General features: G+C 60.0%; 21 protein-coding genes. 4 read left to right on the forward strand and 17 right to left on the reverse strand.

Going from position 1 to position 21,119, the window contains the following annotated elements; genetic code table 11:
- Positions 1 to 43: 43 nt before the first annotated feature.
- The 7 genes from AB5Y83_RS17750 to AB5Y83_RS17780 form a co-directional block, all read right to left on the reverse strand.
- Positions 44 to 1,486: an ATP-binding protein gene (locus AB5Y83_RS17750; protein ID WP_368175666.1), complete on the reverse strand. Its 1,443-nt coding sequence runs from the start codon at positions 1,484 to 1,486 to the stop codon at positions 44 to 46.
- Positions 1,483 to 2,169 (reverse strand): response regulator, encoded by a 687-nt coding sequence (locus AB5Y83_RS17755; RefSeq protein WP_005335091.1) that lies wholly within the window; start codon positions 2,167 to 2,169, stop codon positions 1,483 to 1,485. Before AB5Y83_RS17755 ends, AB5Y83_RS17750 begins: the two co-directional genes overlap by 4 nt.
- Positions 2,170 to 2,299: 130 nt before the next feature.
- The gene (locus AB5Y83_RS17760) at positions 2,300 to 2,932 is read right to left on the reverse strand and encodes a tetratricopeptide repeat protein (RefSeq protein WP_368175667.1); all 633 of its coding nucleotides are present in this window, start codon (positions 2,930 to 2,932) and stop codon (positions 2,300 to 2,302) included.
- A 1-nt stretch (position 2,933) separates the two neighbouring features.
- Positions 2,934 to 3,803: an SDR family oxidoreductase gene (locus AB5Y83_RS17765; protein WP_368175668.1), complete on the reverse strand. Its 870-nt coding sequence runs from the start codon at positions 3,801 to 3,803 to the stop codon at positions 2,934 to 2,936.
- Between the two features lie 34 nt (positions 3,804 to 3,837).
- The gene (locus tag AB5Y83_RS17770) at positions 3,838 to 4,491 is read right to left on the reverse strand and encodes a TenA family transcriptional regulator (protein WP_139424633.1); all 654 of its coding nucleotides are present in this window, start codon (positions 4,489 to 4,491) and stop codon (positions 3,838 to 3,840) included.
- Positions 4,488 to 5,954 (reverse strand): AMP-dependent synthetase/ligase, encoded by a 1,467-nt coding sequence (locus AB5Y83_RS17775; protein WP_368175669.1) that lies wholly within the window; start codon positions 5,952 to 5,954, stop codon positions 4,488 to 4,490. The genes AB5Y83_RS17770 and AB5Y83_RS17775 overlap by 4 nt, the downstream gene beginning before the upstream one ends.
- The gene (locus AB5Y83_RS17780; protein WP_368175670.1) at positions 5,951 to 6,625 is read right to left on the reverse strand and encodes a thermostable hemolysin; all 675 of its coding nucleotides are present in this window, start codon (positions 6,623 to 6,625) and stop codon (positions 5,951 to 5,953) included. Before AB5Y83_RS17780 ends, AB5Y83_RS17775 begins: the two co-directional genes overlap by 4 nt.
- A gap of 144 nt (positions 6,626 to 6,769) precedes the next feature.
- On the opposite strand from AB5Y83_RS17780, the gene AB5Y83_RS17785 reads away from it, so the two are divergent.
- On the forward strand, positions 6,770 to 7,417 hold the full coding sequence (locus AB5Y83_RS17785; RefSeq protein ID WP_368175671.1) for a class I SAM-dependent methyltransferase: 648 nt from the start codon (positions 6,770 to 6,772) through the stop codon (positions 7,415 to 7,417).
- Between the two features lie 41 nt (positions 7,418 to 7,458).
- On the opposite strand, the gene AB5Y83_RS17790 is transcribed toward AB5Y83_RS17785, so the two are convergent.
- Positions 7,459 to 8,847 carry an NAD(P)/FAD-dependent oxidoreductase gene (locus AB5Y83_RS17790; RefSeq protein WP_368175672.1) on the reverse strand — a complete coding sequence of 463 codons (1,389 nt, stop codon included), beginning with the start codon at positions 8,845 to 8,847 and terminating at the stop codon, positions 7,459 to 7,461.
- A gap of 28 nt (positions 8,848 to 8,875) precedes the next feature.
- Positions 8,876 to 9,799: an ABC transporter six-transmembrane domain-containing protein gene (locus AB5Y83_RS17795; RefSeq protein WP_368175673.1), complete on the reverse strand. Its 924-nt coding sequence runs from the start codon at positions 9,797 to 9,799 to the stop codon at positions 8,876 to 8,878.
- A gap of 107 nt (positions 9,800 to 9,906) precedes the next feature.
- Here AB5Y83_RS17795 and AB5Y83_RS17800 point away from each other — a divergent pair, with 107 nt between their 5' ends.
- The 3 genes from AB5Y83_RS17800 to AB5Y83_RS17810 all read left to right on the forward strand — a co-directional run bounded on the left by AB5Y83_RS17800 (position 9,907) and on the right by AB5Y83_RS17810 (position 12,674).
- Positions 9,907 to 10,500, forward strand: a complete 594-nt coding sequence (locus AB5Y83_RS17800; RefSeq protein ID WP_064339608.1) for a TetR/AcrR family transcriptional regulator — start codon at positions 9,907 to 9,909, stop codon at positions 10,498 to 10,500.
- Between the two features lie 106 nt (positions 10,501 to 10,606).
- A complete protein-coding gene (locus AB5Y83_RS17805) occupies positions 10,607 to 11,833 on the forward strand; it encodes a winged helix-turn-helix domain-containing protein (protein WP_368175674.1) in 1,227 nt (408 codons plus the stop codon).
- Between the two features lie 91 nt (positions 11,834 to 11,924).
- On the forward strand, positions 11,925 to 12,674 hold the full coding sequence (locus tag AB5Y83_RS17810; RefSeq protein WP_368175729.1) for a substrate-binding periplasmic protein: 750 nt from the start codon (positions 11,925 to 11,927) through the stop codon (positions 12,672 to 12,674).
- A gap of 88 nt (positions 12,675 to 12,762) precedes the next feature.
- Here the strand turns inward: AB5Y83_RS17810 and AB5Y83_RS17815 are convergent, their stop codons facing one another.
- From AB5Y83_RS17815 to AB5Y83_RS17850, 8 genes are all read right to left on the reverse strand, one after another.
- A complete protein-coding gene (locus AB5Y83_RS17815) occupies positions 12,763 to 13,887 on the reverse strand; it encodes a M20 family metallopeptidase (protein WP_236360744.1) in 1,125 nt (374 codons plus the stop codon).
- A 25-nt stretch (positions 13,888 to 13,912) separates the two neighbouring features.
- Entirely contained in the window at positions 13,913 to 14,380 is a 468-nt protein-coding gene (locus AB5Y83_RS17820; protein ID WP_005335063.1) for a YjiG family protein, read from the reverse strand.
- Positions 14,377 to 15,105, reverse strand: coding sequence for a nucleoside recognition domain-containing protein (locus AB5Y83_RS17825; protein ID WP_005335061.1), 729 nt, complete (start codon positions 15,103 to 15,105; stop codon positions 14,377 to 14,379). Before AB5Y83_RS17825 ends, AB5Y83_RS17820 begins: the two co-directional genes overlap by 4 nt.
- A 252-nt stretch (positions 15,106 to 15,357) precedes the next feature.
- Positions 15,358 to 15,714: a fumarate reductase subunit FrdD gene (gene frdD, locus AB5Y83_RS17830; protein ID WP_040066869.1), complete on the reverse strand. Its 357-nt coding sequence runs from the start codon at positions 15,712 to 15,714 to the stop codon at positions 15,358 to 15,360.
- Positions 15,715 to 15,724: 10 nt separating this feature from the next.
- Positions 15,725 to 16,123 carry a hypothetical protein gene (locus AB5Y83_RS17835; RefSeq protein ID WP_005335058.1) on the reverse strand — a complete coding sequence of 133 codons (399 nt, stop codon included), beginning with the start codon at positions 16,121 to 16,123 and terminating at the stop codon, positions 15,725 to 15,727.
- Positions 16,124 to 16,139: 16 nt separating this feature from the next.
- Positions 16,140 to 16,874 carry a succinate dehydrogenase/fumarate reductase iron-sulfur subunit gene (locus tag AB5Y83_RS17840; RefSeq protein ID WP_005335057.1) on the reverse strand — a complete coding sequence of 245 codons (735 nt, stop codon included), beginning with the start codon at positions 16,872 to 16,874 and terminating at the stop codon, positions 16,140 to 16,142.
- Positions 16,867 to 18,651 (reverse strand): fumarate reductase (quinol) flavoprotein subunit, encoded by a 1,785-nt coding sequence (gene frdA / locus AB5Y83_RS17845; protein WP_005362288.1) that lies wholly within the window; start codon positions 18,649 to 18,651, stop codon positions 16,867 to 16,869. The genes AB5Y83_RS17840 and frdA overlap by 8 nt, the downstream gene beginning before the upstream one ends.
- Before the next feature lie 509 nt (positions 18,652 to 19,160).
- Positions 19,161 to 21,038 carry a methyl-accepting chemotaxis protein gene (locus AB5Y83_RS17850; protein ID WP_040066871.1) on the reverse strand — a complete coding sequence of 626 codons (1,878 nt, stop codon included), beginning with the start codon at positions 21,036 to 21,038 and terminating at the stop codon, positions 19,161 to 19,163.
- Between the last annotated feature and the right edge of the window lie 81 nt (positions 21,039 to 21,119).

Raw genomic sequence — 21,119 nt, forward strand, 5'->3', positions numbered from 1 at the left:
TCCATGAACAACGCCTCCCTTGGGAGGCGTTGTCATTTTCGGATCAGGGCTGGGAGTGGGTGTGGGTCGGTAGCCAGACGCTCACCTCCAGCCCCCCTTCCGGTCGGTTGTGGACATCGAGGTCGGCGCCGTGCAGCTGGGCGATGCGCGAAACAATGGCCATGCCGAGACCCACGCCATCCCCCTGCTGGGGATTGACCCGAAAGAAGCGTTCATACAGCCGGGGCAAGGCGTTGGCGGGAATGCCGGGGCCATTGTCGCTCACATCTACCCTCACCCGGTTGCCCTCTCGCAGTACCCGCACCCTGATCTCGCCCTCCGGCTGGGTATAGCGCAGCGCATTGTCGATCAGGTTGCTGAACAGCAGTTCGAGCAGGGTGGCCTGCCCCATCACCAGTTGCGGCACTTCACATTCCAGCGACAGCTGCTGATCCTTCTTGAGCGCGATGGGAGCCAGCGTTGCCAGGGTGCCTTGCAGCAGGTGGCCTACCTCCAGCTCGGTTAGTACCAGTCCCTGTTGGTTGTCGATACGGGCCTGGGTCAGCAGTTGGCGGATCAGCCGATCGCTGCGGTCGAGGGCCTGCAGCATCTTGTGCAGGGATTGCTGGCGGCTCACTTCATCTTCGGCCGCAAGGGTATTTTCACTGTGGATCCGCAGCACCGCCAGCGGGGTGCGCAGCTCGTGGGCCGCCTCGTTGGTGAACTGCTTCTCCCGCTCTATGGTCTCCGCCAGCGCCTGCATTAGCCGGTTGATCTCGTTGGTGAGGGGGGTCAGCTCCTGAGCGCTTATCTTGAGGCTGAGTGGGCTCAGGTTGGCGGGGTGACGTTCGCTGATGGCCTGGGCCAGCTGACGCAGGGGGGCCAGCCCGCGGGTGATGAGCCACCAGAGCAGGGCCAGCAGGAAGGGCAGGGTGATCAGCAGCGGCAGCATGGTGAGGGTGGCCATCTTGCTGGCCAGTTCGCTGCGCTCGTCGTCCCGCTCGGCTACCACCAGCCAGGTCTGCTCCTGCTGGTTGTAGAGAGTGAAGGTGCGCCACTGGTGATTATCTTTTTCGACCGTGTCAAAGCCGATGGCCAGGGTGACCAGCGGCTGCTCCGGGGCGCTGGGGGCGCGCAGCAGCAAGCCGCCCTTTTCATCGAGCAGCTGGAAGTAGAGATTGCGTTCGAACTCGTGGCCGTAGGGGGTGATCTCCCGATCTTCGCCGGTCAGGTTGAGGCTGGGGTCTTTTTGCCACTCATCGGGATTTTGCGCTTCCCACTCCTGATAGACGGTGCCGTTGGCGGGCAGTTGCCCCTGCTGGGCCATATAGCGAGCCAGCAGCTGGTTGGTGATGCGGGCCGACTGGGCGAGGCGGGCATCAAACAGCTCCTCCATTTCGTGGCTCGCCTCCATGTAGCCGATAAAGGCGCTGATGGTAAGGCTCAGGCTCACCAGCGTCAGGATACCGGTGAGCAGAAAGCGGCGAATGGAGCGGGGACGTTTCATCGTGCGGGTGTCCGGCTTGGCTGTTCGAGCTGGGGAATGATGTAGCCGACCCCGCGAATATTGCGGATGAGGTCGCTGTAGAACTTCTTGCGCAGATGGTGGATATGCACCTCTACCGCGTTGCTCTCGGCCCCTTCATCCCAGCCGTAGAGGCTCTGTTGCAGCTGATCCTTGCTCAGCACCCGGCCGCTCTGGCTGATCAGCTCCTGCAGCAACTTGTATTCGTGGGGGGTGAGTTTGACCGCCTCCCCCTGATAGGTGACCTGCTGGGATTCGGGATAGATAAGGATATCGCCATACTCCAGCACCGCCTGAGCCTGCCCCTTGCTGCGGCGAACGAGGGCGCGCAGGCGGGCGTTGAGCTCCTGCAGGGCGAAGGGCTTGACCATGTAGTCGTCGGAGCCGGCATCGAGGCCGACCACCCGATCGTCCAGCGCATCGCGGGCGGTGAGGATCAGCACCGGCAACTGGTGTCCTTCACGCCGCAACTTGCGCAGCAGGCTGAGGCCATCGATGTCGGGCAGGTTGAGATCGAGGATCAGGGCGGCGAACTCGTCGCTCTTGAGGGCTGCCAGAGCGGGCAACCCCTGTTGCAGCCAGTCCACCGTGTAGCCGCTATGGCGCAGTGCATCCTGCATACCATCACCCAGCATCACATCATCTTCTACCAGCAGGATCCGCATTCTTTTCTCCCTGTTTGTTGGGGGTCGCGATCTGGCTCAGCGCCAGGGCGTGCCGTGGCATAAACAACCCTGCCCACCAGTATGCAAGCTGGTGGGCAGAGTTTAAATAGTTCTTTGATCCATCAGGGTTTTATAGCTTGGCCAGCCGATCGCGGATCTCCATTCTGCGCCCTTCGTCGGCCACTTCGCGGCCCGGGCGGGCCGGGGCGGCCAGCGCCTTGTCGAGATAGGTTTTGGCCTCGGCCTTGCGACCCTGATCCAGCAGGAAGTCGCCATAGAAGAAGTTGGGGTCGATGCCATCGGGATTGATGGCCAGCGCCTGCTTGAGCAGTTGCTCCGCCTTCTCGTCATCGCCAAAGCCGACCGGCCAGCCGGGCACCTGATAGTAGAGGGAGCCCAGACTGGTGTAGGCAGAGCCGTCCAGCGCCTTGGGATCCTGCTTGAGCGCCAGCTCCAGCTTGGCTTTGGCCTCTTTCACCAGCCCCAGCGCTCCCAGCCCGCCCTTGGCGCCAGCCCAGGTGCTCTTGACGATGGCCGACCAGATCAGCAGATCGGCGCGAAAAGGCTCCTTGGCGCTGGCCGCTTCCGCCTGAGTGCTCAGGGTTTCGAGGCAGCTCTCTTTCGCCTTGCCGGTCTGTTGATACTGGCAGACGGCCCACTGTTGCTGGATGGGCGCGAGGGCATCATCCGCGGCCATACCTGCGGTGGATCCCAACAGGATGGCGATGGCACAAGAGGTAACTGATTGACGGACAACGTTCATATTAATGTTCCTTCTTGGTCGGGATCGGGCGGGACAAGTCTGGTTGTGGCGCACTGTTGGCGCTGGTATCAGTCGTCCTTGGCTGAAGATGACGGGCATAACGTTTGATAATTGGCAGCTGTCTGGCCAGCGCTTTGTCGACGATGCCGGGCAGCAGGGCATTGAGCCGCACGAACAGTTTTTCCGGCCAGCCGAGCCAGCTGCGGCGGGTTTCGTTGCACAGGGCGATGACCGCCTCTTCCGCTACTTCCTGCGGGCTGTCGGTCTGGGTGCCAAGCGCTGCATTCATCTCGTAGGCAGCCTCAGAATTGAGTTTGGTGCGGGTGGCGCGGGGGGCGAAGTGCAGCACCTTGATGCCGCTGCCCTCCAGTTCCCGCCCCAGCGCTTCGCTAAAGCCGCGCATGGCAAATTTGCTGGCGCAGTAGACGCTGTAACCGGGGTAGCCGATGCTGCCCAGGCTCGAACCCATGTTCATGATGATCCCCGGTTTGCGCATGGTTGGCAGCAGGGTGCGGGTGAGCTGGATCGGCGCCTCGATATTGAGCAGCAACTGGCGCTCTACCTGCTCCGCACTCTGATCTTCCAGCCAAGCAAACTGGTTGCAACCGGCGTTGTTGATCAGAATATCGATCCCGTGCTCCAGCGCCGGGTGTTGCAACAGTTTGGCCCGCTCCTGGGCAGAGCCGAGGTCGGCGAGCACCACCTGATGGCGCTCGGGATAAGGCAGTGACTTGCACAGTCGCTCCAGCGCCGGGCCGCGACGTCCGTGCAGCAGCAGGTGGGCCCCCTGGGCCGCCAGCTCCTGTGCCAGCGCCTCACCTATGCCACCGCTGGCGCCGGTGAGCAGCACGAGTTTCCCTTCAAGCTTCATGGTGTGGGTTCCCTTTTTGCTGTCTGCTGCCGATTTACACAGTGGCGGTGAGGTTGTAGAGCATCTCGCCATAGAGGCGGTAGACCACCTTGGCCCCGTGGATGATGGCGGCCTGATCTGCCGGGCTCTCGACCTGATCCATCAGGGATTCGAAGAACTTGAGGTGCTCCTGATCCAGAGTACCGTGGGAGCTCAGGTAGCTCATCGCTTGTGGAGGCAGTCCGAGGCCGCTCTTCAGCTGGTCGGCGACGGTGAGGGCGATGGCCACGCTGGTGCCTTCCAGTACCTGTACCATGCCGAAGAAGCCCATGGGGTTGCCGCGCTGGATCTGGTCGTAGAGGAAGGCCACCATCAGCTCGATGGGCAGCCCCGGCTGGCCGTGGCGCACCGCCTCGGCATCGCCGCCACAGGCGCGGATATCATTGAGGATCCACTCCTGATGGCCATACTCCTCGTCGATGTACTCGGCAAGGGCACCGCGTACCCACTCGTACTCCTGACCCAGCTTGCCGCCGGTTGCCATCAAGAGCGGAACCGTCTGGCGCACGTGGTAGTAAGCCTGCGCCAGAAAGGCGAGATAGGTGTCACGGCTGATGTCGCCACGGCGACAGGCTTCGATGATAGGGGCGTTGAACAGATGCTCGCGCTCACTGGCAGTAGCTTGTTGCAGAGTCTGGTAGAAGCTCATGAGGATTCTCCTGTAAGGCATTGGCTAATTTGCTGGGAAAAGTGTTGGTAAATCTCGTTGCGGCGGGGGCGCCCGTTGGCGGTCAGCAGTCCGGGATGTTGATCCAGCGCGACCGGCAACCAGTGGTGCAGCCGGGCATAATCGGGCAGCCGCTGGTTCAGACCTGCGATCTGGCGTGGCAGATCCGCTTCTTTGCCCGGCAGGGGCTGGATCAGCGCCACGTTGGCGGGCTGACCATCGCCAAAGACCACGATGCGGGCGATGGCGGGGCAGAGCTGGGCCTCGGCTTCCACCCACTCCGGTGAGAAGTTGCGGCCAAAGGCGGTGATCTGGACATTCTTCTTGCGCCCGGTGATATGGAGGTAGCCCTCATCATCCAGATGACCCAGATCGCCGGTGGCGATCTGCTCCGGCTTGTGCTCATCGTCTCCCAGATACCCCAGCATGGCACTGCCGCTCACCATAATTTCGCCGTCGCTGGCGATGGTGACCTGACAGTGGGGCAGGGGGCGGCCTACGCTGCCGGGCTTGTCAGCATCCGGGCTGTTGAGCGCCACCACGGAGCCGCACTCCGAGAGGCCATATCCCTCATACACCGGCAGGCCGAGCTGGCGGGCATGTTTGATCAGGTCGGGGGCTACCTTGCCGCCACCGACGGCAATAAAGCGCAGGCTCTTGAGCTGTTGGGCCAGCGTCGGGGTGCTGGTGCAGAGCGCCAGCAGCAGGCGCAGCAGTTCGGGCACCAGCACCAGACTGTGGGTCGGCCAGCGCAGCAGGGCTTCCCCCAGCATGGCTGGATTGAGCGAACTGGATCCGGTGAAACCGAGCTCCCCGAGGGACGGAATGCGGCTGCAGGCGCCGGTCAGCAGCGGCACATAGAGGCCGGTGATGTTCTCAAGCAGGGTCGCCAGCGGTAGCAGGGTGAGGTGTTTTTCCACCTTGGCTGGCGCGACTCGCTCGGCCAGCGCATGGCTCACCGCCATCATCTGGGTCAGTGACAGGCAGACACCCTTGGGCTGGCCCGTGGTACCGGAGGTGTAGGTGATCTTGGCGGTGCCCTTGGGCAGCGCCAGTCGATTGGCCGGGGTATGGCGCCAGAGCGGCAGCTCGCCGGTGATCAGCGAGAGCTGCTCGGCGGCATGCCACCCCTGATGATATGGGCCGACCAATGCATCGGCACCGCTGCTCTCCAGTAGCCACTCTTGCTGCTCAAGGCTGAAAAAGTGGGGCACCGGTATGACCACGATCCCGGCTTTGGTGCAGGCCAGATCCAGCAGCGCCCAGGGCAGGCCGTTGTCAAGTTGCAGGGCCAGACGGCTGATGTCGAGCTGTTGCAGCTGGCTGGCCAGACGCTGGATCTGTTGCCACAGGGTCTGGTAATCGAGGCGCTGCTGGCTGCTCAGCAGCGCTGGGGATTGCGGATCCTCGTGGGCATGTTTGGCGATGGCGTCGAACAGGCTCATTGGGCGCACCTTTTTTGATGGGTCTGGTTATCACTGCACTTGCCTGCATCCTCAAACAGGGTCGGCATGGGGGCTAGCAGATTGAGCAGCAGGCTGCGCTGGGCCAGCACCTCGCGCCCCTGATTGATGTCGCCCACCATCACCTTGGGTTGGCAGCGGTAGTACTCACCCCAGGCGTCGGCGTCGGCCCCCACCTGATGGGCCTGGGCGGGGGCCAGCTCCACCGGATTGAGTTGCAGGCGGGCAAAGCTGTTGCGCAGCTTGGCAGTGCCGGTAAAGACCACGTAGTCGAGGGCGTTTTCACACAGCAGACGACACAGGGCTGCGAACATCAGTCGGGCATTGCCCGGTTCGCTGCAGGCCAGATTGCCCACTTCGATAATGCGGTTGCGTGCCGGATAGACCCCGAGGCGGGTGTTGATGGCGGCCTCGATGGGTTGCTCCAGATACTGTTCCAGATAGAGAGGCCCCTCACTGGCATGATTGAGACCACAGGCACCGACCAGCGTCCCGTCTGCCCGATAGAGCCCCAGCAGACAGGGGAGGAAATGGGGGATGCGGGCGTTGAACTCGAAGGTGTAGGCGGCCTGGATATAGGTTTGCAGCGCCATGACCTGCTGCGGGGACTTGGCTAGCCGCAATCGGTAGGGGGCCTGGATCTCGATGGTCATGGGTGACTCCTTCTCTTGCGATGGTTTGAGAGTAAAAGGGCAAACTTAAGAAACCCTTAAGGAGCAAAAAAAGTTGTCAGCGAGGCAGCGGGCAGGCAATCTGCGCCGCTGTTATCCAACAGGAAGCCCCCAAGAGGAACCGCCATGTCATCCACCGTCAGCTGCCCCCTGTGTGCCAGCCATCGCAGTTATCCCCTGCCGGTGGCGGGCAAGCGCTATCATCGCTGCCTCGCGTGCGAGCTGGTCTGGCTGGATGAGGCGGATCATCTGGATGAGGCTGCGGAGAAGGCGGTCTATGACGGTCATGACAATCGGGTGGATGATCCCCGTTATCGCAGCTTTCTGATGCGGGCATTTGGTGAGGTACTAGCGCGAGTGCCGCTACCTGCCAGTGGCCTCGATTTTGGCTGTGGCCCGGGGCCGGCGCTGGTGGCGATGGGGCGTGAGGCGGGTTACGACATGGTTGGATATGACAAGTTCTATGCCGACTTTCCCGAGTTGCTGACGCGTCAGTATGACTTCATCACCAGTACCGAGGTGATCGAGCATATCGCCGAGCCGCGCACGGTGCTGGCGCAGTTGTGGGATTGCCTCAAGCCCGGTGGCATACTGGTGCTGCAAACCCAGCGGGTGCTCGGTGACGAGCGGTTTAAAAACTGGCGCTATCGCCACGACCCGACCCACATTGTCTTCTTTGCCGAGGCATCGTTTCAGGTGTTGGCCGCTCGCTGGCAGGCCGAACTCAGTTTCCCCTACGCCGATGTGGCGGTATTGCAGAAAGGCACGCCCTGAGGCGTGCCTTCGTCTGTTACTCGTCGGATTCTTGCCCGGCGCTACTCCTTGTAGCCCTTGTCCTGCCACTGGTAGTACATCAGGGCAGATTTGACGCCGATTGACTTGAACGGCTCTGGTGGCAGCCACATCGGCAGACTCTGCTCGGCGTGGTTGAACCAGGGATGCTCCTTGCCTTGATAGAGGCTGGCCACGATGTCGCCAAACAGGAAGGAGAGGTTGATGCCGTGGCCGTTGTAGCCGAGGGCGTAGTAGATGTTCTTGTGATCCCCCATTACCCCCACTGCTTCGGTGCTGTCGCCGGTCATGCCGAGTACCCCGTCCCATACCTGTTCAAACTTGATCCCCTTGAGGGCCGGATAGAGGGTCACCAGCTCGGTCATCATCATCTCGCTGACCCGGTTAAGATCGCCTTTGTAGTTGAGGCCGTCGTTGAAGACGTACTCGGCATTGCCGCCACCGATGACGATGCGGTTATCCGGGGTCAATACCAGATGGAACAGGATGTTGCGGGTGTCGTAGTAGGGCACCCGACTCTGCCACTGGATGGCGGCCAGCTGCTTTTTGCTGAGCTGCTCGGTGACGGCGCTCTGGGCGTGTACCGGAAAGACCCGCCCGCTGAAGTAGCCAAGTTTTGAGGTATAGCCGTTGGTCGCCAGCACTATGCTGTCGGCGGTCACCTTGTACTTGTCGGCTACATTCAGCTCGATCTGCTTGCCCTCCTTGATACCCAGCACCGGGCTCTGCTCGTAGATGGTAACGCCCGACTGCTCCACCGCCTTGCGCAGGGCATTGACCAGCTTCATGGCGTGTACCTGACCGCCATTGGGGTCGTAGACCGCCCCCACGTAGCGGTCGGTGCCCAGTTTCTCTTCGGTGGTATCGGCGTTCCAGTACTGGAGCGGGATGCCGAGGCGATTGGCGGTTTTCACATAGTCGCGGTACTCGGCGATATCCTCCTCATCGAGGATCGCCTCCACATAGCCATTGAGCTTGAGGTCGGCCTCGACGCCGGTTGAGGCCACCAGCGCCTGCAGCTTGCGCATGCTGGCGACGGTGAGATCGTAGTGGCGCTTGCTCGCTTCCCCCTCTTCGTAGAGATCCATTACCTCGGAGCCCGGCAGCACCATGCCGCCATTGCGGCCCGAGGCGCCGCTGCCCACCTGCTTGGCTTCGTAGATGGCGATCTTGAGCGACGGGTTAGCCTTGGCCAGATGCCAGGCACTGGAGAGGCCGCTGTAGCCGCCACCTATGATGGCGATATCCACCTTCATGTCTTGCGCCAGCGGGGCACTCTCCTCTGCCGGTTTCTCCTTGAACCAGTAGCTGGTGTTGGGCTCAAAGTCGCTCATCTTGGGGCCGCAGGCGGCGAGGAAAAAACAGCTGATGCACATGGTCAACGCTCGTTGGTAAAGGGGGGTCGGATTCATCTTCTACTCCGGTTACAGATACAAAATGTCAAATCAGTTCATCGGGTTGGGCGGTGTTGACCCGGCGGCCTATGTCTCGCAGCCGGGCCAGCTGATCGGCAAGACCAGGCCCCTCATCCAGGCTGGTGACAAAGTTCCAGAGGTAGGTCATCACAGCATAGACATGGCCTGCCGAGACCTGGGGCTGGGCCATCAGCATGGTGATGGCCAGCAGGAACAGCAGGGAGGCGCTGATGCCGACCGCCAGAAAAGCGAGCGCCTCCCGATCCGAAATCCTGATGCGCAGCCAGGCCAGCGCGCGGTAGTGGCGGGCGAGGCTGGCTGACTGGGCATGAGTGACCAGCTTGACCTCGTGTTCCAGCCGATCGTTGAGCCGCTCGTGCAGCAGCTGGTTCTTGCGCGAAAAGCCGGGCAGTAGCAGGCCGAACAGCAGCAATACCCCCATGCAGGCGATGCCGACCCAGAACTCGATCACCATCAGCATCACGGCCGCCCCGACGATGGAGATCAGGCTGGTGGCCAGGATCGGGATATGTTTCTCGAAGAAGTCGACAAACTCCCGCGCCAGGGTAACCCGCGCCACTATGGTGGATTGCCCCTCCTGCTGCTGGCGCTGGGTCAGGATCACCGGCACCGCCAGTGCCGCATAGATATGGGTAAAGGTACGGGTATCTACCGCCCGGCGCAGGGCGCCGATCAGCCAGAACAGCTGCACGATCAGAGCGTAGCTTGAAGCCTGCCACCACTGGCCCTTGACGATGGCGTCGATGGCAAAGCCGGCGAACAGGGGATAGACCACCAGCAGGATGTTTTCGAGGGCCACCAGCGAGAAGGTGCCCGCCAGCTTGAGGGGATTGGCCCGCGCAATCGCCCCCAGCGAACGACCGGCCGAGTGTGGCAACGGCGTGGCCTGCTCGTCGCAACTGGCTGCCGAAGTGGTTGGTGTTGTCATGGGTTATCTCCTAAGATGTCGGAAACGCTAAGTTTGAGCGAGTGCTCAAAGTTTGTTTGAGCGACTGCTCAAAGTCAAGCAGTTCGATTGATATCGCAGGAGGTCAGATGGCACGCCCATCAGCAGAACAGCGCAAAGAGATGATCATCGAGGCCGTACTGGCCCTGTTTCGAGAGAAGGGGATGGCGGCATCGTCAACCCGTGATATTGCCGAGCGCACCGGTCTGGCGCGCAGTCACGTCTACCACTACTTCAAGGATTGGAAGGAGCTCTGCCTCTGCGCCGTGGAGCGTTTCACCAGTCAGGAGATCGCCGAGCAGCGGGAGTGGTTGCTGCCGCTACCCGCCCGCGAAGCGTTGCCGCTGTTTGTGCGGGACAACCTGCCGACCAGTCAGGATGCCTCCTGGGCCATCTATCTCGATGCCTGGAACGAGTCACTGCGCGACCCTGTGTTTGCCGAGAGCTACCGCAAAATCATTCTGGCGTGGCGCGAGGTGTTGGAGCTGATCCTGCAAAAGGGGATCGACAGCGGCGAGTTTGTGGCGGGCGATGCCCGGCGACTGGCGCGTCAGATCACCTCCCTCATCAACGGCTATGCCGATGACCTGATTCTGGAGCCGACCCCCGAGACGGTCGAGGCTACTTATCAAGAGATCATGCTGGTGGTCAATCAGCTGGTCTTGCCCCCGGCCCATTCATAGCGTCGCTGGCACACAGGAAGGGGAGGCATACCAGCGTGGTGCCTCCCCCGGTTTTGTTGGCTATCCGCCGGGCGCGCGATGGCCAGATAACAGGGAGCGGTTGTTGATGTCGATTACCCATTTGTCACTGCAAGATGCCCGTCATCTGCAACTGGCGGCGCAGGGGCTGCTTGCCCCCCGTCGCAGCAAGGCGATCCCGGCCGATCTGCTGGCCACCATTCGCCGCATGGCGCTGCTGCAGATCGATACCATCTCGGTGGTAGCGCGCAGCCCCTATCTGGTGCTCTTTAGCCGCCTTGGCCAGTACGAACCGCGTTGGCTGGAGCAACTGCTGGCTGACGGCGAGATCTTCGAATATTGGGCCCATGAGGCCTGCTTTGTGCCCCGCGAGGATTACCGGTTGTTGCGCCACCGGATGCTCGACCCCGCCGCCATGGGCTGGAAGTTTTCGGCCAACTGGCTCGCTACCCATCAGCAGGAGATCGGTCAGCTGATCGAGCGTATTCGTCAGCACGGCCCGGTGCGGGCGGCTGACTTTGAACGCACAACCGGCAAGGGCAATGGCTGGTGGGACTGGAAACCGGAGAAGCGCCATCTGGAGGTGTTGTTTACCACCGGTCAGCTGATGGTACGGGAGCGGCGCAACTTTCAGCGAGTCTATGATCTCGCCGAGCGGGTTATCCCCGAGTGGAGCGACCAGCGGGATCTGCCAAGCGTCGAGCAGGCGCAGCGGGATATGGTGCGCGCCAGCTGCCGGGCGCTGGGGCTGGTCAAAACCGGCTGGGTGGCGGACTACTATCGGCTGCGGCGCGGCAAATATGACGCCCTGCTCCATCAGTTGGCGGACGAGGGTGAGCTGTTGCCGGTACGGGTGGAGGGATGGCAGCACGGCGCTTTTGTGCACGTATCTCTGGCCGATGAGCTGGCAAGGGCACAGGCGGGCACCCTCAAGGCGACCCATACCACCGCCTTGTCGCCGTTCGATCCGCTGGTATGGGAGCGCAAGCGGGCCAGTGAACTGTTCAATTTTGACTATCGCATCGAGTGCTACACCCCGGCCCCCAAGCGTCAATACGGCTACTTCGTGTTGCCCTTGCTTCATCGCGGCAAGCTGGTGGGCAGGATGGATGCCAAGGCTCATCGTCAGCAGGGGATCTTCGAGATCAAGAGCCTCTATCTGGAGGCCGGGGTGAGAGTGACCCGCACGCTTGCACAGGATCTGGCGAAAGCCCTGCAAAAGCTGGCTGACTGGCACCAGACACCGCAGCTCCGTTATGGTGCCATTCCGGCCAATTTGCTGACGTTGTGGCATGACAGCGCCCCTGCAAAGTGAGCAAAATCCCTTCTGGGCTAAGCTGCAAGAGGGATAAACAGTTCGGGAGCGGGAGATGAGACGAGCAGGAACATGGTGGGCGGGATTGGCGATGGCCATCTTGTCCACCGCGCTATGGGGGCAAGAGCCACCAGTGAAGATCTGTCTGGGGGAGGGCAACGAGTGGGCCCCCTTTACCTACTGGGAGCGCAAGGACGGTGTGCCCGATACCAGCCGCCTGACCGGTTCGGCGACGACGCTGGTGCTCGATGCCCTGCAACAGAGCGGGCTCTCGCACCAGATCCGCTATCTGCCCTGGGCGCGGGTGCAGCAGGAGCTGGCGGATTATCGCCAGAATGGCCTGTGCGAGCTGACCTGGGATGCCAGCTACAAGCCGGAGCGTGCCGAGTTTGCCTTCTACAGCGTTCCCCTCTATTACACCCACCTCGGTTTCTTCTATCTCAAGCGCCGCTACCCCGAACCGCCGGATCTGCAGACGGTCAATCGTTCCCGGGTGTGCGGGGTGATTGGCTACAACTACACACCCTACGGGCTTGCGCAGGAGCCACGCCGGGTCAAGCAGTTGCAGCAGGCGCTCGATATGCTGGAGCGGGATCGCTGCGACTTTCTGCCAAGCGAAATCGAACCTCTGGTGGCAGGCATCAGCCTTGGCATCTACCGCAGCGAGAGCGGGTTGCTCAATCTCGCCCTGCCCAGTCGCAAGGGATTCTATCTGCTGGTGAGCAAGGGCTCCCCCCGCGGCCACCAGCTGGTGAACATCCTCAATCAGTCGCTGGTGGCATTTCAGGAAGGGGGGCATACGGATGAGGTGATGCGCCGCTTCTTGCCGCCAATGGAGTAATAGCGAAGGGGGGCTGTCATTCTGGGGAGCAGATAAACAGAGGGCCAGCCGGTGCAAACCGGCTGGCCCTTTTTTACGTGAGAGGCTGTCAGGCCGCCAGACGGGTCAGTACCTTCACCAGCAGCTCGATGCGCGGGGCAATGCTGGCCAGATCCAGATACTCCTCGTCACTGTGGAAACCGGCACCGATAGGGCCCAGACCATCCAGAGTGGGGATGCCGAGGGCGGCGGTCAGGTTGGCATCAGAGCCGCCCCCCACCTCCTGCCAGCTGATCGGCAGCCCCAGTTCGGCGCCACACTCCTCCACCAGTTGCATCAGTGCCTGGGTGCCCTCGGACGGCACCATGGCCGGTTTGTGGGCCTCGCGGGTCAGCTGGATGGTGACGCCGTCCAGATGCGGCCGCTCGGCCAGGGTCAGCAGATGATCGTTGATCTGGTGGTACTCCTGATTGTCCCAGAAGCGGACGTCTACCACGGCGCTGGCATGTGCCGGCACTATGTTGGCGCCATTGCCCCCCTCGACAATGCCGATGTTGAGGGTGGTGCCGCTATCGAAGTTGGTCAGGGCGTTGATGGCCAGGATCCAGTGGCCCAACTCGGTGATGGCGCTGCGCCCCTTCTGCGGTTCGTTGCCCGCGTGGGCTGCCTTGCCGGTGAAGTCGATGCGATAACGGGCCATCCCCTTGCGCGCCTTGACCAGCGAGCCATCGGCGCGGGCCGCTTCGGCCACCAGCACCTGTTTTGCCTGTTTGGCCACCGTTGCCAGCCAGTCACTGGAGTGGAGGGAACCAATCTCCTCGTCCGGGTTCATGCAGACGCAGATGCTCAGGCGATCGCGCACCTCGCGGGGCAGTTCACGCAGGGCATAGACGATGTTGAGCAGGCCGGATTTCATGTCGGAGACACCGGGGCCGTAAGCGCGCTCACCATCTACGCTCATCGGGCGGGCGGCGGCGGTGCCGAGGGGAAAGACGGTATCCATATGGCCGATCAGCATTACATCGATCTGCGTCGCATCAGGCTGGTTGCGGATCTCCAGTCCCACACCGGCTGCGCCACAGTCGACCCGCTTGATCTGCCAGCCGCCCATCGCCTCATATTTGGCCGCCATCAGGTCGGCCACTGCCGCAATGCCCGGTTGGTGCAGGGATCCGCAATCCAGATTGATCAGCGGGGCCAGTTCGGTCAGGTATTGATCCAGAGAAAAAGTCATTGTTTGTTCCACTATCAGGTTCGGGTCAGAGAAGGATGTTCATCACCAGCATGGCGCCGAAGGCGTTGAGTACCGAGATGGCGACCATGATGGGGATATAACGCCCTTCGGTGCCGATACAGCCGAGGATGCGGCCCATGTACTGTACCTGGGAGCCCATCAGGTAGATGGCTGGCGCCAGAATGGCGATGTGGGTGCCGTTGAGGATCCCCTGATCGAACAGGGTGATGACCACACCGACTGCACCGCCCATCGACATCCAGGCGCCGATCAGCACGGCTGCCGCCTCACCGGGCAACCCGAAGATGGCCATGACGGGGGAGAAGATGGCGCCCATGGCATCCAGCGCGCCGGTGATCTGCAGCGCCTTGATGATGACGAAGGCCATCAGTACGTTGGGTACGGTGGAGGTGGTGGCGATGACCCAGCCCTTCTTGGCCCCTTCGACGAAGATATCGGTGACGATGGGTTTCTTGATGTTGGCCTGGCTCATTTGGCTTGCTCCTGAGTGTTGAGGGTCTGCTGGGTGTTGTTATCGGTCTGCTTGCCTTCGCTCATATTGAGGTAGACCCGGAACAGGTTGGCCCCGACAAATTTGAAGGCGAACATCACGATGACAGCCAGACCGATGGAGGAGCTGACCGCCGGGCTGCCATCTGCCAGCGTCAGGGTGAACAGCACGGCGCCGGAGGAGAAGAAGTTGACTATGGTGGCACCAGCGGAGAACTGGAACATGGTGAACACATCGGTTTCACGCTTGGTGATGAGCCCTTCATCCTTGAGCTGACGAGTCATGGCGGCACCGGCATCGGTACTCTGCAGGGAGGCGATCAGCGCCAGACCGGTATTACCGGGGATCCCCATCAGCGGACGCAGCAGCGGGGTCAGCAACTTGCGGGCCGCTTCCAGCGCGCCGTAGTGTTCCAGCACATTGATCATACCGAGGGCAAACATCACGGTGGGGATCAGGGTCAGGGCAAACAAAAAGCCATCGCGAGCGCCGTTGCCCCCCTTGCCGCGCATGTCGGTCATGGCGGTCTTGATGCCGTCACCATTCTCGCTGACGCTCTGGACCATGGTACCGAACGAACCGTTCAGCGTGGTGAAATCGAATACCCCGTACCACTCGCCGGATTGCAACAGTCCGGAGAAGAAGACCACGGCGAAGGCCAGTGCCAGGTAACTGCCTATGCTCACCGAGCGTGTTTTGTCTGTCATTAGCTAGCTCCATATGAATAATTATTTAATCTGAATAATTATAATTGATATGGATGTCACTAAATTGATGGTGGTCAAAATGGTTTGCTACAAATGACGAATGTATTGGGGTTATGTGACTGTGATCGCCATATGATTGGACGATAATCTGGTTTTTATCGAATTCTTTGAGTGAATAAAAAGCAGGGGCGGGATAGCGGGGCAAAAAAAAACCGGGCACAAGGCCCGGTTTGGTCAATCAGTCAGATGTGATTACTGGAGTACCAGCACCATCAGCAGGCCGACGGTAATGGCAGATACCAGGAAGGCAAAGCCATAGAACACATAGTGGTGCAGCTTGGTGGTGTGGATCCCCAGATCGTGCAGACCGTGGTAGATACGGTGCATACCGTGCCAGACTGGCAGGGCGATGATCACCAGCAGGATGCAGGCACCCCACCAGGAGCTGGCGAACGCGTGCACGCGGTCATAGCTCATGGTTTCCACGTCCATGATGCCCATGGGCACCAGCAGACCGGTGATGAGGACAATGACCGGCAGCAGCATGGCAACGACCATGCCACCCGCACCAAACAGACCCCAGTAAATTGGTTCGTCAGAACGTCTCATTGTTTTCTCCTCAGGCCACGATGATCAGGACAAGTAGGGACACCACCGCCAGCGCCACATACTGGGCGAGAACGATCGGCTTCTCCGGTACCAGGTCTTCACCACGGAAGATACGCATGGCTTTCGGCGCCAGGGCGAACCAGGTTTTGGCATGGAACAGGCACGCCGCCAGAGCGACGACATGGAACAGGATGGCGATCGGGCTTTGCAGGGATTCCAGCCAGCCGTTGAACGCTTCCTGACCCTGAACCAGGCGCATCAGGCCCCACATCAGCACAACGGCGTAGATGGAGACGAAGATACTGGTGCCTTCACGGATCATGTAACCGGTGTAGAAGGCGTTCTTCAGCCACCAGTCTTTCTTCATTTCGCGGACGTAAGGTTTACGTTTGCTATCAGTGTTGTTCATGGTCTCAATCCTGCTCTCAATCTGGCTTGAACATGGCGATCATGTAGTCCTTGGCGCTTTCGACCTTGCCAAGCTGGATGGCCGCCGCCGGATCGACGCCCTTCGGGCACACTTCGGAGCAGTAGCCCACGAAGGTACAGCCCCAGACGCCTTCGTCCTGGCTGATGATGCGCATACGCTCTTTGGCGCCGGCATCACGGTTGTCGACGTTGTAGCGATAGGCCAGAGCCAGTGCCGCCGGACCGGTGAACTTCTTGTTGATGCCGTACTGTGGGCAGGCCGCGTAGCAGAGACCACAGTTGATGCACTGGGAGAACTGCTTGTACTGCGCCATCTGGGCCGGAGTCTGGATGTACTCGCCATCACACAGGCTGCGCGGCTCGCTCGGGATGATGTACGGCTTGATGCTCTCCAGCTTCTCGATGAAGTCGGACATGTCGACCACCAGATCGCGCTCGATCGGGAAGTTATTGAGCGGCTCGACGGTCATCTTGCCCGGCAGGTAGTCGCGCAGGAACGCCTTGCAACCCAGCTTGGGCACACCGTTGACCATCATGCCGCAGGAGCCGCAGATCGCCATCCGGCAGGACCAGCGGAAGCTCAGGGTAGAGTCCAGGTGATCCTTGATGTACTGCAGGGCGTCCAGCAGAGACATCTCTCTCTGGTATGGCACCTGGAAGGTTTGCATCCAGGGCTCGTTATCCTGTTCCGGACGGTAGCGCAGGATCTCAATTTCAATCATCTCAGCCATTCTTCTTAGCCTCGTCTTGTTTCTCACCCTCGGAGCCGTACACGCGTTTTGCCGGCTGGGACTTAGTGATCTTCACATCGGAGTAATCGATGGAGGGCGTTTCGCCATTTTGGTAGAACGAGAGCGTGTGCTTGAGGAAGTTCACGTCATCACGCTCTTCGTAACCATCCAGACGCTGGTGGGAACCGCGGGACTCTTTACGATTGATGGCGGAGTGCGCCATGGCTTCAGCCACGTCCAGCATGTAGCCCAGTTCGATGGCGTACAGCAGGTCGGTGTTGAAGACAGAGGACTTGTCGTTGATCTTGACCTTTTTGTAACGGGCTTTCAGCTCGTTGATCTTGTCGATGGTGCCCTGCATCAGCTCTTCGGTACGGTAGATACCGACACCGGCTTCCATGGACATGCCCAGTTCGTTGCGGATATCGGCCGGGTTTTCGGTACCGTCTACGTCCATCAGGGAGAGGTGCTGCTTGATGAGCGCCTCGGCCTTGGCGGCCAGCGCTTCGGTATTGCCATGCTTCTGAGTCTTGGCAAATTCACCTGCCTGCTCACCGGCCAGCTTGCCGAATACCACGATCTCGGACAGGGAGTTGGAACCCAGACGGTTGGCACCGTGCAGACCGACGGAGGCACATTCGCCCGCGGCGTAGAGGCCGGGCAGACGGGTGGCACACTTGTTGTCAGTCTCGATACCACCCATGGTGTAGTGGGCAGTCGGACGTACCGGGATAGGCTCTTTGGCCGGATCCACGTTGACGTAGGCTTTGGCCAGTTCGCAGATGAACGGCAGACGCTCTTTCAGGTACTTCTCGCCAAGGTGACGCAGGTCGAGGTGAACCACATCGCCCATCGGGCCCTGAATGACGCGGCCTTTCTGCTGCTCTTGCCAGAATGCCTGGGAAACGCGGTCGCGCGGACCCAGTTCCATGTATTTGCTCTTCGGCTGGCCAATCGGAGTTTCCGGGCCCAAGCCGTAGTCTTGCAGGTAGCGGTAGCCATCCTTGTTGAGCAGGACGCCACCCTCACCACGACAACCTTCGGTCATCAGGATGCCGGTGCCCGGCAGACCGGTCGGGTGATACTGGACGAACTCCATATCACGCAGCGGTACGCCGTGACGGTAGGCCAGTGCCATGCCGTCGCCGGTGACGATGCCACCGTTGGTGTTGTAGCGATAGACACGGCCAGCACCGCCGGTTGCCACGATCACGGATTTGGCCTGGATGAAGCGGGTGATACCGTTCTGGATGTCGAAGGTCAGTACGCCCTGGACACGGCCGTCGTCCACGATCAGATCAAGGCAGAAATGCTCGTCGAAGCGCTTGATGCTCGGGTATTTGACGGAGGTCTGGAACAGGGTGTGCAGAATATGGAAACCGGACTTGTCTGCGGCGAACCAGGTACGCGGAACCTTCATGCCACCAAACGGACGCACGTTGGCTTTACCATCCGGCTTGCGGCTCCAGGGGCAACCCCAGTGCTCCAGCTGGATCATCTCTTTGGTCGCGTTGTTGACGAAGTATTCCACTACGTCCTGCTCGCACAGCCAGTCACCACCGGAGACGGTGTCGTTGAAGTGGTTTTCGAGGGAGTCGTCATCACGGACGACACCGGCGGCGCCGCCTTCGGCAGCAACCGTGTGGCTGCGCATCGGGTAAACCTTGGAAATCAGGGCGATGTCCAGGTCTGGCTGTGATTCGGCTATAGCGATAGCGGCGCGTAAGCCGGTACCGCCAGCACCGATGATGGCCACATCGGTCTTGATAATATCCACATCTGCCTCCTTAGGGATAGATTTGCTGGGCACGATTTTGCTCTATGAAAAAAATTCAGGCTTGATGCAAGTCAAACTGCTAGGTTTTATTCCCTTTTTATTGGTTATTTTTCTATAAAACACCCAAATCCCTGGATGAAAATGTCGTTATTATCGTCATTTTTTGGTGTTACTGAGCAGTTGAACACCTAGCTACGAGTACTTTAACTTCTGGATTGTACGTAGTTTTCTTTCAATAAAATGCGAATCACCTCTCTTTTTAGGTACTCGCAAAAAAAATTTTAAGTTTTTTATTGTGATTTTTTAATGAGAATTATTGGCATTTATCTATTCGGATAGAAATAGGTAATCCGAAATGCTGCGGTGACCACGGCGGTGATCTGATAATTCCAGACGAATTACAAGGATTTCAAGGCGGGTTATTTGGCGGGTAATGTGAGATTACTCACTGAAAATTAAGCGCTATTTAGAAAAATAAAAGGGGCCTGTACGGCCCCTTTTGCTCATGCTCAAATGCGGAACATGCCGACCTGATTGCTCAGTTCACCCGAAATATTTTTAAGTTGTTCAGAGAGATGGCGTGAGCTGTCTGCATCCACTGCCAGTTCGTCCGAGACATCTTTCACCGCCTGAATGTTACGGCTTACCTCGTCGGTGACGGCCCGCTGCTCTTCAGCCGCGCTGGAGATCTGGGTCGCCATGTCGGAGATCTGGTTGATCGAGGTGGTGATCTGCTCCAGCGCGTGGGTGGCGTTGTTGGCGTCATCCACGCTGTTCTGGGCCAGCAGCTGGCCTTCGTGCATGGTGCTGACCGCCCCCTGGGTATTGCGTTGCAGGGTTTCGATCATATTGCGGATTTCAACGGTGGAGCTGTGGGTACGCTGTGACAAGACGCGCACCTCGTCGGCTACCACCGCAAAGCCGCGACCCTGTTCACCGGCACGGGCCGCTTCGATGGCGGCGTTGAGTGCCAGCAGGTTGGTCTGCTCGGCGATGCCCTGAATGGTGGAGAGGATAGTGTTGATCTCCTGAGCGTTTTTCTCCAGTTCCTGAATTATGTTGGAGGCCTGTTCCACCTGGGTGGCCAGATCGGTGATGGAGCGCTGGTTGCGGGCGATCACCTGCTTGCCATGCTCGCAACTGCTGGAGGAGCTGCGGGCCGCTTCGGCGGTCTGCTCGGCGTTGCTGGCAACCTCGACCGCGGTGGCCGACATCTCGTGTACCGCAGTGGCGATCTGGGAGATCTCGTTTTGCTGGCGTGCCAGCCCCTGATTGGCCTTCTCCGCCATGCTGTGAGAGGACTTGGCCTGCTGGTTGAGCTGGCCGGAGGAGTTGGAGATATCCTGCACCATCACATGGATCCGCTCGATGAAGGTGTTGACGTGTTTGGCAACCGCGCCTACTTCATCCTCACGTTCAATCTTGATGCGGCGGGTCAGATCGCCGTTGCCACGGGAGAGATCGGCAATCGCTTCGCCCAGGGTTTTCAGAGGGGCCAGCGAGCTGTTGATGGCGACATAGGAGAAGCCTGCCACGATCAGTATGGTGATAAGCCCCTGAATGAGGGAGGAGGTAACCATGCGGCGTACCGACTGGTAGGCGATCTCTTCATCCACCATCATGCCGTAATACCAGTTGGTATTGGGAATGGCATTAAAGTCGTAGACCTCTTTCTTGCCGCTGATCACCAGCTCGTTGATCATGCCGTCATGGGCGACCTGATTGATGTAGGCGGCAGTCAGCTCCGGTGCCAGAGCGGTAGCGGATTTCAGGCTCAGGGAGGCATCGGGGTGCGCGATGATGGTGCCATTGCTGTCCACCAGCATGGCGTAGGTGCCCTCGGTGGTGACAGCCAGAATGTCCGAGATCAGTGAGCTGATGGAGACGTCACCGGCGATGACCCCCTGGGTATTGCCACGCTGGAACGGCTCGGCAATGGTGACAATCAGCTGGCCGGTGGAGATGTCGGCATAAGGGGAGGTGATGGTCATCTTGCCAGCAGCCATTGCGTCTTTGTACCAGGGGCGTTGACGGGGGTCATAACCGGCGGGCAAGTCGGTTGGTTTGCTCTGGATCATTTTGCCGTCTGCGGTACCGGCATAGACCAGGTCGAAGCCACCGGCATTCATGGACTGGGCCAGATGACTGATGGGCTCATCTTCTTTGGCGAATGCTTCCTTGGTGGTGCTGACCATGCTGATCCGGGCGTCGACCCAGCGGGAGATCCCCTTGACGTTGGCCATGGAGCTTTCGTCGATGATGTTCCAGACCAGTCGCTGGGTCTCGCTGCGCAGTTGCGAGGTGTTGTACCAGACCTGCAGGCCGGTGATCACCAGAATGATGACCCCGATAGCCAGAACAAGCTTGTTTTTAATGGATAAGTTCATAGTTACATCCTTGATGAGCGTCAGTCTGAAGTGTGTGGCATCTGATTATTGTTATAGCCTTGTTACTATCGGCCGTAGTCG

The sequence above is a fragment of the Aeromonas sp. R5-4 genome, assembly GCF_040908215.1.
GTDB classification, from domain to species: domain Bacteria; phylum Pseudomonadota; class Gammaproteobacteria; order Enterobacterales; family Aeromonadaceae; genus Aeromonas; species Aeromonas veronii.